Genomic DNA, 14,065 nt, shown 5'->3' with positions numbered 1-14,065 from the left:
TCAGTAGCCCAGTCCGACCGGAACGCTCAGCCCGCCGATGTTTCCCTTCGGCAGCGGCAGCACGGAGACGCCGGGTCCCTCAGCTGTGGTGAGGACCTGGGCGCCGTAGACCGCGTCCCCGGTGGTGCTGATCAGCACGGCGGCGAGGTTGGACCCCACCTCGGCCGCCGGCAGGCTGACCGTGGTTCCCCCGGCGACGGTGACGACCCGGTCCTCCTTGAGGCCGCCGTCGGCTCCGACTCCGGTCAGGCGCACTTCAGCGGCACCGGCCGGAGCGGCAAAGGTGAGCACAGAACTGCTGTGAGGCGGCATGACCGCAAGGTGCTCGCTGCCCAGCCGCTCCCCGGACGGTGCGACGGCGATGTCGACAGGCGCGTTGGGCTCTCCCCCGCGGCTGGAGGACACGCCGGCCACCACGGCCACATCGGCGGTGACCTCCACCGTGTAGGTTCCTTCGGCCAGGGCGTCCAGGGGCAGCTGGCCGACGCTGCCGGCGGCAACGGTGAACACGCCGCCGCCGGGGATTGGCAGCTCGCCGCGGGGGCCGAGCACCTTCACCGAGACCACGGCGTTCGTGCTGCCGGGAACGGCCACCTGCACGGCGGGCGTCACGAAGTCGTAGCCGCGCTGAGCGGCCACTTTCTTGGTGGCAGCCGGCTTCTGGACCCGGACACCGGTGATCACCTGCTGCGGCGAGGCAGCCGCGGCCGGCTGAATCAGCTCCACGCCGCCCGGCGTCAGGCCGCGCAGGATGCTCTGCTGCACCAGGGCGGTGACCGGCCCGCCGGAACTGCGCACCCGCACGGCCACAGCCGGTTCGTTTGCCGCCAGACCCGCCAGGACGATGGATTTCGTGGCGCCCGGCGGAATCAGGATTCCCCGAGTGCCTGTCCCCTCGGCGCGTCCCTTCGCGCCGTAAACGTCCAGGTCAACGGTGGCGGCGCTCTCCGAAGGATTCGTCAGCCGCAGCACGGCAGTCGCCCCCACCGTGGTGCGCGCGCCGGTGATCCACATGTCGTTGCCCGGCGCCTGGCAGTTTGCCGCGGCGAGACCGGCGAGGTCTCCGTCCGCAGCGGTGAAGCTGACCACGGCATTGGCCGTGGCCTGCAGGGTGCCCGTCGGCTCGGCGCTCAGCACCGACACCTCGGAGACATCGAGGCTGCTGACGATGCCGGCGCTGCGCACCCCGGCCAGGGGCGCGGCGGCATCCGGAGCGTCGTCGGCGATGGTCTTCAGGTCGGTGCCGTCAGCGCGCAGCAGGGAGGACACGGGCACCGGGTTGCCCGGTCCGCTGAGCACCGCGGCGCTGAGCGAGGTCCGGGCGGACGCCGACACGGGGCTGAACTCCGGATCGGTTCCGGCCACGTCGCCGGACAGTAGCCGCAGGGGCTCCGGGCAGACGGCGGTCAGCGGTCCGGCCGGCACTTCGGCCGCGGCAACATCAACGCTCCGGCCGGCCTTTCCGGAGTCCGCGACCACTGAACCGGCCACCACGGCAGAGGCTGCGGCAAGGACCAGAAGGCCGGCAGCCGCCGACGCGGCCCGCTGCCGCCGCCGCTGGCGTCGGGACCGGGTTTCCGCCCGGCCGGCCTCCGGCTCGCTCTGCTGCGCAGCCGTTGCGTCGTGCGCAGCCGTTTCACCGTCCGTGGCCGCGGCGCCGGCAGGGGCCTGCTGCCCGCTGGCCTTTTTGCCGGAGTTCTTACGGCTCATCAGCGCATTCCTTCCGTCGCGCCGGATACTCCGGAGGCGCTGACTCTGTCGTTCTGCTTTGGCCGGGTGCGTCCCGGGGCCGGTCCGTCGTCGGAGGCCGGCGATGCCGCACCCGTGCCGCCGGCCGCCGTCGCCGGCTCCCGGGCGGCAGCTGAACTGCCGGCGGTTTCCCCGTCGGGGAGGGCGTTGTCCGGCTCGCTGCGGCGCGGACCCTGCCGGCCCGGCAGCCGGACCGGGCCGGTGCGGGACCGTGTCGGCAGTGCCAGCAGCACGGTCAGGGCGATGATGAGCACCTGCAGGGCGCCGGTCCAGGGTTCCCAGACGGTGGTGTAGCCGAGTTCCAGCTCTCCGCCCTCGGCGGGCAGTTCGAAGGCCTGAGCCCAACCGTCGGTTGTCGCGGGCAGCTCTGCACCGTTCAGCCTCGCCTGCCATCCGGGGTTGGCGCGTTCGGCGAGCACCAGTTGCCGGCCTTCGCCGCCGGCCGGGATGGAGGTCCGGACGCTGGTGCGCTCGGACGGAACGACTGTTTCCACGGCGCCGTCGGCGGCCAGGATGCGGACCCTTCCGGTCTGCTCCGAGAGGACTTCGGTGCCCTGCTCGTCGAGCTGCCCGACAACCCGCCACAGCCAGCCGGAGCCGGTCTGCCCCACGGGGGCCAACCCGGGAACCGAGTCCATCCTGCCGGCCAGGAGTTCCGCCGAGGTGTCGGACTGCTGCAGGACAACGTAGCCGACCCCGAGACGGGACAGTTCCCCGCGCGGATCCACGCCGGTTCCGGCTGTGATGACGGCGACGGCGCGGCGCAGGTCGGCGGCGGCGTCGTCGTCGTCGGCAAGCTGCTCGGCGTTGACCGGTCCGGTAATCGACCGGGCGGCGTAAATGGCCGACAGTCCGTCCAGGGTGGTGCCGCCGTTGCCCATCAAGGCAGCCGTGACGTCGTCGTTGGCGTCGGTGCGCAGCAGCAGGGTCCGGGTGCGCTCTGCGCTGCTGCCCTTGTCCGCAGCGGTGGCGGGCAGCGTGCGTTCCGCCGCCGGTGCCACCAGGGAGGCGGCGCCGTGCACGCCGTTCGTTCCGTCGCCAGCGGCAGTGCCGGTGGCCAGCGGAACACTCCACAGGGCCAGGCTCGCCGCCGGGCCCAGCGCCAGCAGGACCCCCAGCAGCACGGCGATCGGGCGACCGGACCGGCGGGTGCGTCCCGGGCTGCCGGTGCGTCCGGGCCGTGCCGGCGTTCGAGGCCGCGTCAACAGGGCATCGCAGGCCAGCAGTGCGGCGCACAGCTGCAGGAACACCGCTGCCGACACCAACGGTGCCGGGAAGGGCGTCACGAGGGCGTCAGGAGCGGCTCCGGTCGCGACGAAGGCCGAGAACCAGCTCACAAGAAGTGCCAGAATGCTCAGGATCCAGGCCAGCCGGGCAGGCGCGGCTCGGGCGCCAAGGAACAGGGCGGCAGCGGAAAGCGCCACGACGGGAGCGCCGATGATGAGCGCCAGCACCAGGGGCCAGGGCCCGGCGGGCAGGAATCCTGCCAGCGGCAGGCTTCCGGTGACGTCGAAGGCCGTGGGAAAGCCCAGAAGCTGCTGCCACAGCGCAGCGGGATCGAAGGCCAGGGGCACCCCGGGGTCCGCGGCCAGGGCACGCGGCCGGTTCAGCGTGGAGAGCACCACCGGGAGCAGCATCGCTGCGGCCGGCAGCAGTGACCACCACAGCGTCCGCGCCCGGCGGCGCAACCGCAGGGACAGCAGCAGGACGGCCGCTGCGGCCAGCACAAACAGCGTGGGCGCAGCGGCCGTGAGAACTGCCAGCAGCAAGCCCGCGGCGGCAGCCGCAGCCCAGCTGGGCGCACCGTCGGTGCGCGGTGCCAGGCCGCGGGGTGCACCCGCACGGCTTCGTTCGGTCTCCGCCGGCAGCTCTGCCGGCCGCCCGCCGCCCACGGCGCGCAGCATGGCCAGGACGAACAGCGGCAGCAGGATGTGCGCGATCAGGGCGCCGAGCCGGCCCTCGCCCAGCGCGGCCTGCAGTGCCGGTGCGGCACCCCAGAACACGGCGGCCCAGAAACGCAGCCCGCGGTGCCGGGTCAGTGCGCCGGCGGCAAACCAGGCGCTGAGCCCGGCCAGCGGCATGGCCGTCAGCATCAGGGCGACAACGGCAGCGTTGGTATGACCGAGTCCGGCGGTACCGAGCAGCCACAGCACGTAATCGAACGGATCTCCGTGGCCGGGATAGCCGGAGCCCAGCTCGATCCACCAGCCCGAGGCGTTGGACCAGATCTCCCCCAGGCTGCCGGACACGGGCAGCAGCGCCCCGCCGGCCAGCGCCGGCGCACCGATAAAGCGGTGCAGGGCGATCAGCGACGCGGCGAGCAGCAGCAGCACGGCGGCGACGGCGCCGGCCCCCACCCAGGCCCGGGAGGGGGCGGCCAGGGAGGAAAAATCGTTGTTGGAATCGCCGCTGGGCTCGGAGGCGCCGGCATCCAGGCTGGCGCCCAGGAGCCCCGCACTGTCGGCGGCCGCGGCCGGCGTCGCAAGGCCGGATGCGTCGGCCGAAGCAGCTGCCGGTTCGGCTTCAAAAAGCGACCGGCGGTGTTCGCGGACTTCGCGCATGCCGGTGATCAGGGCATTGACCGCGCTGCGCGGACGGGTCCGGGTGGCAGCAGCGGCGCGGCGGGAACGGAAGAGGTCCACCGGCCGCAGCACGCCGCCGATGCTCGCGGTCAGCGACGCCAGCGCGTAGCCGGGATCCTTGGCGAGCATCCCCAGGAACAGCCGGCCAAAACCGCCCAGCACGGCGCCAACCATCAGGAACGGCAGCTGCCACAGCGGAGCATGCTTGAGGCGGAGGAAAATTTCGGCCCGGCGGAAGGCACGGGCGCTGGCGGCAGTGTTCGGCCTGCTGCCGGCATGGCGCACCTTCGCCGCCGGCACGACGACGACGCGGTGTCCGGCGAGCCGGTTGCGCCAGCACAGGTCCACGTCGTCGCCGGTGCCGGGCAGGGCGGGGTCAAAACCGCCCAGGGCTTCCCAGGCGTCCCGGCGCACGAGCATGCCGGCGGAGTTCACGGCGAAAATGTCGCTGCGGGCGTCGTACTGGCCCTGGTCCAGCTCGTCGGCGTCAATCAGGGTGACGCGTTCAGCCCACCGGCTGATCGACACGCCAACGTCCACGAGCAGCCGCTCGTTTTCCCACTCAACCTGCTTGGCGCCGGCAATGGTCACCGAGGGTGCCCGCTCGACGGCGAGGAGCAGCTCGTGCAGCGCCTGCGGGGCGGGGGCTGAGTCGTCGTGAAGCAGCCAGAGCCAGTCAACGATTCCGTCTGAGGGCTCGGTTGCGGGTTCAGCCAGCGCGTCCAGCTCGGCCAGACCTGCCCGGACGGCGGCGCCGAATCCGGTTTTCGGCGGTGCCGTGACGACGGGGCTCCCGGCGGGGAGGCCCTGCTGCAGCAGCGCGGCGGAGTTGTCGGTGGAGCCGGCGTCGACGCCGACGCAAAGGTCAGGGGGCCGGGTTTGTCCGGCCAGCGCGGTGAGTGTTTCCGGAAGGTACTGTGCGCCGTTGTGGGCAACGACAACGGCGCAAATGCGAACGTGCGAAGGAATTAGACTGCCTGCTTCCGGAGCCGGCGGCGTTCCCGCTCCGACAGCCCGCCCCAGATGCCGAACCGCTCATCATTGGCGAGGGCGTACTCCAGGCACTGTGAGCGCACGTTGCAGGCGGCGCAGACCTTCTTGGCATCGCGGGTGGAGCCGCCCTTTTCCGGAAAGAAGGCCTCGGGGTCGGTCTGGGCGCACAGGGCGTCGGCCTGCCAGCCGAGCTCGCCGTCGTCGTAGTCGTCGCTGAGCCCGGGCAGTCCGATCCACACGGGCCGGCTGTCCTTCTCGGCGGGAGCCGGGAACAGGGCGACGGGCGGATCGAGGAGCTCTTCTTCCACGGTGTCCGGGGCGAGGGCTTCGTGGGCGGCCAGGAAGGCAGTGGCCTGGTCTTCCAGTCCGGCGGCGTCCCGGCGGTAGCGCTCAGCGGCACCCGGGTCCGCGGGGTCCACGTACCAGTCCACGGGCACGCCCCGGGAGCCGTAGCTGGCGGATGCCTGCGCGGCAATGGACCGATCGTGCGTGTATTCTGCCTGCCCCATGGAAGACCTCCCGGTGTTATTGTCCCTGCAGCGGATCTTTGAGCCCTGCCAGGCACAATCAGCCTGCTTGGAATTCATCTTGGTGGTGGATTGCTGGAACAAATCCGATACCTAATTACACGCGTGTAATACGATGCCGTCAAGCTGTTTCGGCATCCTATAGAGTCGAGACCTCAGAAGCCGGGCACGCCACGCCCGGATTTCAGCCCGCTTCACCGGCGCGTCGCAGTTGCATCACCGGATTTATTTCTTCGGCCGGCGGCTGCCCGCCGGGCCGTCCGCGCTCTCGCCACCGACGGCCGCCTCCCGCTTTCACAGGAAAGAGACCCCGCATGTCCGCAAGGATCACCGTTCCCACCCTACTGTCCACCCTGCGCACCAAGCAGGCGACCTCCCCCGCGCTCATTTGGTACGGACCCGGATCGGAACGGATTGAGCTCTCCGGAAAGGTGCTGGACAACTGGGTCGCCAAGACATCGAACCTTTTGGTTGACGAGCTCGACGCCGAACCGGGGATCCGGATCCGTCTCGACCTTCCGGCGCACTGGAAAACCCTGGTCTGGGCGCTGGCTGCCTGGCAGACCGGCTGCACGGTCCTGGTCGGCGATGCTCCGGCAGACGGCATCTCGGCGCCGGACGTTACGGTGACCGCCTCACAGGCCGCCCTGGACACGGTTGAGGGAACCGTGGTGGCGGTGGCCCAGGGGGCGCTGGAACTTCGCTGGACGGGAGGGCTTCCCGCTGCCGCCGTCGACTACGCCGCCGAGGTCCGCAGCTATGCTGACACCTACGTGCCGGGCGACGAGGCGGAGGAGAGCTACACCGCGCTGCACAGCACGCTGGGGCAGGGCCTGACCCTCACCTACGCCCAGCTGGCGGAAGCGGCCGACGGCGGGCAGCAGCAGACGCTGCTGGTTCCGACCGCAGCGGAGCTGCCGGCCGTGCTGACGGCGGCGCTGCGCACCTGGGCCGCGGGCGGCACCGTGGTGCTCGCGTCAGATGAAGTGCAGGTCACGGAGCGGCTGCTGGCCGCCGAGAAAATTACTGCCCGGCTGGAGGCGTAGGCTCCGCTTCGAAACTGGACCGGCCGGCACCGGGGTTCGGCAGGCCGGCCTTCGGTTCCCGGGCGCGGCCCGGCTTGCGGGTGGTCTTTTCGTCCAGGAGATCGTAGTCGCCCTGGAAACCCGGCTCCTCGTCGAGCTCGGCGTTGAAGACCCAGAACCGGTAGGCAAAGAAGCGCAGGATGGTGGCCACGCCGATTCCCAGGATGCCGGCGAACCCGAGCATCTTGGCGTCGGTGATGCCCAGCGGATACTGGGCGACCCAGGTGAAACCGCTCGAGATGACGATGCCCACGCCGTTAATGATGAGGAACAGGATCAGTTCCCGCGTGACGTTGTTCTGGCGGCGGCGGCGGAAGGTCCAGAAGCGGTTGGCCACCCAGGAGAAGAGCGTGGCCGTCAGTGCGCTGATGATGCGGGCCTTGGTGGCGCTGCCTTCCAGGGGTCCGTGGAAGAGGATCCACCACAGTCCGTTGTCCACGATGAAGGCGAAAGCTCCAACGGTGCCGAACTTTGCGAGTTCCCGCCAGAACAGCGAGGCCAGCCCTCTAATGCGCGCAGACAGTGATGAAAACATGATCCTCCGAGGCCGTTGGTGCGCCGCCGGCCGGAATTGCCGAAGCTGGACACAGTACCCGCCGCTAGGAAACGCGGACGGTAAGGGCACAATATTACCCCCGGATCGTGGGAGTTACCTGAGCGCACAGCCCGGAGGCGTCTGCACAAAAGGGGTTTACGGTCTCTTTTCGGTAACCTGATCTTGTGAGCTTTCCTATAATTGGCGTCGTCGGCGGTGGCCAGCTGGCCCGAATGATGGCCCCGGCTGCAGTAGCCCTCGGTTTTGAACTTCGAGTCCTGGCCGAGGGACCCGACGTTTCCGCGGTGCCCGCCGTGGCCTCCGCAACGGTCGGTGACTACACCGACCTGGCAACCCTCTCCGCCTTCGCCCGCGGCGTCGACGTGCTGACCTTTGACCACGAACACGTTCCGGGCGAACATCTGCGGTCCCTCACCGGCGCCGGGGTCAACGTGCAGCCGACGCCCGACGCGCTGGTCCATGCCCAGGACAAACTCGTGATGCGTGCGGCAGTTGACCGCCTGGGCCTTCCCAATCCGCGCTGGGCCGCGGTCTCGGGGATCGACGACCTGGTGGACTTCGGCAAATCCGCGGGCTGGCCGGTGGTCCTCAAGACGCCGCGCGGAGGCTACGACGGCAAGGGCGTGCGGATCATCAACGACGCCGCGGAAGCCGCCGGCGCGGCGGACTGGTTTACCGGAGAACCGCTCCTGGCCGAAGAGAAGGTTCCCTTTTCCCGGGAACTCTCGGCATTGGTCGCCCGGACACCGGACGGCAGCGCGCTCCCCTGGCCCGTGGTCCACTCGATCCAGGTGGACGGCGTCTGCGACGAGGTCATTGCCCCGGCCCAGGAGCTGGACCCGGCCGTGGCATCGGCCGCGCAGGACGCCGCCCTGCGCATTGCAGCGGAACTGGGCGTCACCGGCGTCATGGCCGTGGAGCTCTTCGAAACGCCGGGACGCGGCGCCGGGTTCCTGATCAACGAACTGGCCATGCGGCCGCACAACTCCGGGCACTGGACCATGGACGGGTCGGTGACCGGCCAGTTTGAACAGCACCTGCGGGCCGTCCTGGGCCTTCCGCTGGGTGCCACCGATGTCCTGGGCGGCGTCGTCGTCATGAAGAACTATCTGGGCGGTGCCAACACTGATCTGTTCAGCGGCTATGCTCAGGCACTGGCCGCCGAGCCGGCGGCCAAAATCCACAGCTACGGCAAGTCGGTCCGGCCGGGCCGCAAGATCGGGCACGTCAATGTGGTGGGCCGCAGCGCTGCGGACCTGCCGCGGGTGCGGCGAAGCGCCGAACACGCCGCTGCCATCCTCCGCGACGGCCGCGATTCCCAGAAGGAGAACTCATGAGAACCCGTGACACCCCCCTGGTCGGACTCGTCATGGGTTCGGACTCCGACTGGCCCGTCATGGACGCGGCTGCCGCGGCCCTGGCCGAGTTCAACATTCCCTACGAGGCCGACGTCGTGTCCGCCCACCGGATGCCGACCGAAATGATCGAGTACGGCCAGCAGGCCCACCGCCGCGGGCTGCGGGTGATCATCGCCGGGGCCGGCGGCGCCGCGCACCTGCCCGGCATGCTGGCAGCGGTGACTCCGCTGCCGGTCATCGGCGTGCCGGTGCCGCTGAAGTACCTCGACGGCATCGATTCTCTGCTGTCGATCGTGCAGATGCCCGCCGGCGTGCCGGTGGCGACCGTTTCCATCGGCGGCGCCCGGAACGCGGGCCTGCTGGCCGTGCGGATGCTGGCCGCCGGCACCGATCCGCTGGCCGCCCAGCTGCAGCAGCAGCTGCTCGAGTTTTCCTCCGGGCTGCGCCAGAGCGCCCTGGCCAAGGGTGCCAAGCTGCGCACCTCCGTCACGGTCACCGACTAGGACCGCCATGGACCAGGGGAACGGAAACAACGACGCCGGGATGCTCACCGATCCGGTGCGCAATCCGCAGTCAGCGCCGTCCGGAGCGCGCACCAAACGAGCCTTCATCCTGCTGCTGCTCACGCTGGTGCTGCCCGGCTCGGCCCAGGTGGTCGCCGGAAGCCGCAAGCTGGGCCGCCGCGCCCTGCAGGTGACGTTCACGGTCTGGGCCTTCGTCCTGGCCGGCCTCGTTCTCGCGCTGACCAACCGGGCGCTGCTGGTGAACATTGTCACCAACGGCTGGGCCTCCTTCGTCCTCATGGTTGTCCTGGTGCTGCTGGCCGTGGGCTGGGCCCTGCTGTTCCTCAATACGCTGCGCATCATCCGGCCGCCGCTGCTGGAGCGCCGCATGCGCCCGCTTGTCGCCGGCCTGCTGGCTGTCCTGATGATCGGCACCAGCGGCGGCCTGGCCTACGGCGCGTACATGCTCAACGTCGGCCGCGGCGCCGTCGGCAGCATCTTCGCGTCAGGACCGTCACTCGATCCCGTGGACGGGCGGTACAACTTCATGCTGATGGGCGGAGATGCCGGCGAGGACCGCACCGGCCTGCGCCCGGACAGCATGTCGGTGATCAGCGTTGACGCCAAGACCGGCGAGTCCATTACCTTCAGCCTTCCCCGCAATTTCCAGAACGCCCCCTTCCCCGCTGATTCCCCGCTGGCCGAGGTGTACCCCGACGGCTACAACTGCGGCGACGAGTGCATCCTGAACAGCCTCTACCAGACGGTCATGGAGAACCATCCGGACCTGTACCCGGAGTCCACCGACCCCGGAGCCGAAGCCATGATGGATGCCGCATCCGGCATCCTCGGGCTGGAGGTCCAGTCCTACGTGATCGTGGACATGGAGGGGTTCTCCAAGCTGATTGACGCCATGGGCGGCATCACCATCAACGCCGGCGGCTGGGTGCCCATCACCGCCGGTGAAATTCCCGGCACCAACCGGCACTACCCGCCGGACGGCTGGATCGCCCCGGGCACCCAGAAGATGGACGGATACACCGCCCTCTGGTACGCCAGGTCCCGTGAGTTCGCGACCGACTATCACCGGATCGCCCGCCAGCAGTGCGTCCAGCAGGCCATGGTGGCCCAGCTGGATCCCGCCACCCTCCTGACCCGGTTCCAGGCCATCGCCTCGGCCGGCGAGCAGATCGTCAAGACCGACATTCCGCAGGACCAGCTCGGCAGCTTCCTTGATCTGGCGCTGAAGGCCAAGGACGAGCCGATGGAGCGGCTGACCATCGGTCCGCCGGACTTCGGCACCGCGGCCGACAACTTCGTGACCTACCCGGACTTCGACCAAATCCATGCCCGGGTCGCGGAGAGAATCGCCGCGCAGGGAGAAGAAGCCGCCGAACCGCCCGCCGAGGCACCTGCCGCGGATCCCGGGGCGGACCCGGGGGCGGACCCGGCACCCGAGGCGGCCCCGGAGGCCGCGCCGGAGGCCGGCAGCAGCACTGGCATTGGCACCGAAACCGGGCCGGTGGAGCAGGCCCCGGCCGCTCCCGAGCAGCCGGAAGTCACCGAGGAATACCTGCAGTACCTTGCCGAAATCCAGGACGACGCGACGCTGGGTGAGCTGCTGAACAACAACGGCGACTGCAGCCCGGGGTAACCTCCATCGGAGAACCGCAACCAACACCTTTGAAAAGAGAGCCATGTACCTGCTGAACAACACGCTTCGGCCCTACGCCTGGGGCTCGTTCACGGCCATGGCGGAACTTTTCGGCAGGGAGCCCTCGGGCCAGCCCGAAGCCGAGCTGTGGATCGGCGCCCACCCGGGGGCGCCGTCGGCCTTGGTGCCGCCGGTGCCGGAAGCTGACACGCTGGACCAGCTGATCGCGGCCGATCCCCACCAGATGCTCGGCCGCGAAACCACCGAGGCCTACGGGAACGTGCTGCCGTTCCTCGCCAAGGTCCTGGCCGCGGGCACGCCGCTGTCCCTGCAGGTGCATCCCACCCAGGAGCAGGCGCGGGCCGGGTTCGCCGCCGAGGAGGCCGCCGGCCTGGACCGGGGCGCACCGGACCGCAATTACAGGGACCGGAACCACAAGCCGGAAATGATTTTCGCGCTGACCCCGTTCGAGGTGCTCTGCGGTTTCCGTGAGCCGGACGACGCGGCGCAGATCTTCCGGACCGCCGCGCGGGCTGTGCAGGCACAAGGCGCAGAGGTTCCGGACCTGCTGTCCTGGGCGGTGAACGAGCTGTCCAGCGGGCATGATGCCGCGGCCCGGCTGCAGAGTGTCTTCCGCACGCTGATCAACGACGGCGAGGAGGTTCGGGACGCCGTCCGGCGCACCGCTGCGGCGCTGGCCGAGACCGGTGCCGAAGACCTGGCGCCGTACGCCAAGGAACTCGCCACCGCCGTGGACCTGAACGCGTATTACCCGGAGGACCCGGGCGTGCTGCTGTCCCTGCTGCTCAACCGGGCGTCGCTGCAGCCCGGCGAGGCGCTGTACCTGCCGGCGGGCAACGTTCACGCGTACCTTAGCGGCCTCGGCATCGAGGTCATGGCGTCCTCGGACAACGTCCTGCGCGGCGGGCTGACCCCCAAGCACGTTGACGTGGCAGAGCTGCTGAAGACCGTCGATTTCCGGCCGCTGGGCGTTCCGCTGCTGGCGGCCGAACACACGCAGATGGGACAGGAGCTCTATCGTCCGCCGTTCGCCGAATTTCAGCTGCAGCGGATCGAGCTGGAGCAGCGGGCGCAGGACTTCGGGGAGGGATACTCCCCCGCCGCGTCGATGTCAGGTTCCGACGTTTCGGTCCTGCAGAACGGTCCCACCGTCGTGATCGTGGTGCGCGGGACCGTGGTCCTGGATTCGCCCAAGGGCGACCTGGTGCTCGAGACCGGGCAGAGCGCGTTCATCCCGGCCGCCGAGGCGCCGGTCATTGCCAAGCTCTCCGCGCATTCCGCACAGCACGACGACGGCGCCCTCGCCTTCGCGGTGACTGTCGGCTCTGCCGATGCCCAGGGAACGGACCCCGCCGAGCCCCGGCTGGCCATCTGAGCCGGTGGCCATCACGACCGAAACCCTGGCCGGAAACATCCGGGTCCGGCTGCTCCGGCGATCCGACGCCGAACTTCTGGCGGCAGCCTATGAACTCAACAGGGAGCATCTGGCGCCGTGGGAGCCGGAGCGGGCCGCGGAGTTCTTTACCGCGGCCGGGCAGCACGCCGTCATCGAAGCCAAGCTGGCTCTGCACGAGGCCGGTTCCGAGGTTCCGTGGGTTCTGCTCAGCGGCGGCAGCATCATTGGCTGCGTCACGCTGACGGGCATTGTCCGCGGCCCCTTTTTGAGCTGCCACCTCGGCTACTGGATCGGCCGCTCGTTCAACGGCCGGGGTTTGGCGTCGGCTGCGGCGGCCTTTGCGGTGGAAGCCGCCGGCCGGGATCTGCGGCTGCACCGGGTGCAGGCCGCCACCCTGAAGCACAATGCTGCGTCGCAGAAGGTGCTGGCGCGGTCCGGCTTCGAGGAGATCGGCCTGGCGCCCCGCTACCTGAAGATCGCGGGATCCTGGCAGGACCATGCCCTCTACCAGCGGGTGCTGTACTGATCGGCAGCACCCGCCGGCCGACGGCGGCCCGGTACGGCTAGCGGCGGATCTTGGCCTGTGCTGCAGCCGCCAGCCCGCGCAGCTTCCGCAGTCCGTTCTTCGCCAGCGGCAGCGCCGTCGTGAAGACCGGATAAAGGGGTGAGAGCGGTTTGTCCCAGGTTCCGGCGAGCTGGTTCTCGTGCTTCGCCCACCCCATCTTGAACTTGGAAACGCCGTCGTTCAGGAGGCCGTTGAAGTCGTAGCGGACAATGCCGCGCTCCTTCATCTCCCGGATCGCCAGCCACTTCAGCGCGTAGTTCGCCCGCAGGTGCTCGCCCTCCTCGGTCATGCCGCCGTAGAGCTCAAACGAGGTGTACCCGCTGGTGGAGAGCCACAGGAAGGCCACGACATCGTCGCCGCTGAAGGCCGCGTAGACCGGCGAGTCCTCGCCCAGGTTGTCGAAGATATCCAGGTAGTAGCCGTCTTCGTGGATGCCGAACCCGGCCCGCTCCGCCGTCTGCTTGTACACGGCCAGGCACTTCGGCAGTTCCGCGCGCGTGACCCGCCGGTAGTCCAGCTCCTCGCGGCCGGACTTGCGGATGTACTGCCGGTGCTTCTTGGACATCTCGGCGAGCAGCTCATCTTCGGTCCGGGACAGGTCCAGGATCAGTGTGCGGCCGATCAGGATGGTGTTTTCCGAGGGCCGGAACCCGGCAGCGGGCAGGCCGGCGGCGATGTCGCCGTCGGCGTCCCAATCCGGCTCGATGCTCAGGGCCACGGGCGAGTGGGCGCCCTTGACGTACTCGCTGACGGCATCGAGGATTTCGAGTTCACGGCCGGGAACCGACTGCGGCCCGCGCGGAATGTAGGCGAGCGCCTTGAACGGGAACGGCAGCCGGCGCAGCAGCACCTGGGCGGCGCCGACCACCTTGCCGCCGTCGTCCTGCACCAGCAGGCGCTCAACGCTCCAGTTGTGCTCGGCCTTGGTCTTGCCCCAGCCCCACAACTGCTGAGGATGTCCGTTGAAACCGTTGACGGTTTCGTTCCAGCGGGCGGAATCGGAACAGGGTGTAACGCGCAATGTCATGCCTTCCAGCCTACCGGGGGTTGCCGGACGCACCCGCGCGCCCCTGCAG

General features: G+C 69.7%; 11 protein-coding genes. 6 read left to right on the top strand and 5 right to left on the bottom strand.

Annotated elements, in window-relative coordinates:
• Genes QNO08_RS04415 through QNO08_RS04405 form a run of 3 tightly spaced genes read right to left on the bottom strand, consistent with a single transcriptional unit; the run spans position 1 to position 5,833 of the window.
• On the bottom strand, positions 1-1,710 hold the full coding sequence (locus QNO08_RS04415) for a DUF5719 family protein (RefSeq protein ID WP_229967158.1): 1,710 nt from the start codon (positions 1,708-1,710) through the stop codon (positions 1-3).
• Positions 1,710-5,282: a glycosyltransferase family 2 protein gene (locus QNO08_RS04410; protein WP_229967551.1), complete on the bottom strand. Its 3,573-nt coding sequence runs from the start codon at positions 5,280-5,282 to the stop codon at positions 1,710-1,712. The genes QNO08_RS04415 and QNO08_RS04410 overlap by 1 nt, the downstream gene beginning before the upstream one ends.
• A gap of 17 nt (positions 5,283-5,299) precedes the next feature.
• The gene (locus tag QNO08_RS04405) at positions 5,300-5,833 is read right to left on the bottom strand and encodes a WhiB family transcriptional regulator (RefSeq protein WP_229967156.1); all 534 of its coding nucleotides are present in this window, start codon (positions 5,831-5,833) and stop codon (positions 5,300-5,302) included.
• A 332-nt stretch (positions 5,834-6,165) separates the two neighbouring features.
• On the opposite strand from QNO08_RS04405, the gene QNO08_RS04400 reads away from it, so the two are divergent.
• Entirely contained in the window at positions 6,166-6,897 is a 732-nt protein-coding gene (locus QNO08_RS04400; RefSeq protein WP_229967154.1) for a TIGR03089 family protein, read from the top strand.
• Here the strand turns inward: QNO08_RS04400 and QNO08_RS04395 are convergent.
• On the bottom strand, positions 6,875-7,471 hold the full coding sequence (locus QNO08_RS04395) for a GtrA family protein (RefSeq protein ID WP_229967152.1): 597 nt from the start codon (positions 7,469-7,471) through the stop codon (positions 6,875-6,877). The two genes, QNO08_RS04400 and QNO08_RS04395, sit on opposite strands and share 23 nt — an antisense overlap.
• 233 nt (positions 7,472-7,704) lie before the next feature.
• On the opposite strand from QNO08_RS04395, the gene QNO08_RS04390 reads away from it, so the two are divergent.
• The 5 genes from QNO08_RS04390 to QNO08_RS04370 are packed head-to-tail and all read left to right on the top strand — an operon-like array spanning position 7,705 to position 12,950.
• Entirely contained in the window at positions 7,705-8,829 is a 1,125-nt protein-coding gene (locus tag QNO08_RS04390) for a 5-(carboxyamino)imidazole ribonucleotide synthase (protein ID WP_229967549.1), read from the top strand.
• Positions 8,826-9,353 (top strand): 5-(carboxyamino)imidazole ribonucleotide mutase, encoded by a 528-nt coding sequence (gene purE, locus QNO08_RS04385; RefSeq protein WP_229967150.1) that lies wholly within the window; start codon positions 8,826-8,828, stop codon positions 9,351-9,353. The genes QNO08_RS04390 and purE overlap by 4 nt, the downstream gene beginning before the upstream one ends.
• A gap of 7 nt (positions 9,354-9,360) precedes the next feature.
• The gene (locus QNO08_RS04380) at positions 9,361-11,007 is read left to right on the top strand and encodes an LCP family protein (RefSeq protein WP_229967148.1); all 1,647 of its coding nucleotides are present in this window, start codon (positions 9,361-9,363) and stop codon (positions 11,005-11,007) included.
• A 43-nt stretch (positions 11,008-11,050) separates the two neighbouring features.
• Positions 11,051-12,403: a mannose-6-phosphate isomerase, class I gene (manA, locus tag QNO08_RS04375; RefSeq protein ID WP_229967146.1), complete on the top strand. Its 1,353-nt coding sequence runs from the start codon at positions 11,051-11,053 to the stop codon at positions 12,401-12,403.
• Positions 12,404-12,413: 10 nt separating this feature from the next.
• The gene (locus QNO08_RS04370; protein WP_442860536.1) at positions 12,414-12,950 is read left to right on the top strand and encodes a GNAT family N-acetyltransferase; all 537 of its coding nucleotides are present in this window, start codon (positions 12,414-12,416) and stop codon (positions 12,948-12,950) included.
• 37 nt (positions 12,951-12,987) lie between these two features.
• Here QNO08_RS04370 and QNO08_RS04365 read toward each other — a convergent pair whose 3' ends face one another.
• A complete protein-coding gene (locus QNO08_RS04365; RefSeq protein ID WP_229967142.1) occupies positions 12,988-14,016 on the bottom strand; it encodes a lipid II:glycine glycyltransferase FemX in 1,029 nt (342 codons plus the stop codon).
• Between the last annotated feature and the right edge of the window lie 49 nt (positions 14,017-14,065).

The organism is Arthrobacter sp. zg-Y820 (assembly GCF_030142155.1).
GTDB lineage: Bacteria > Actinomycetota > Actinomycetes > Actinomycetales > Micrococcaceae > Arthrobacter_B.
This window is presented reverse-complemented; position numbering and strand designations above follow the sequence as displayed.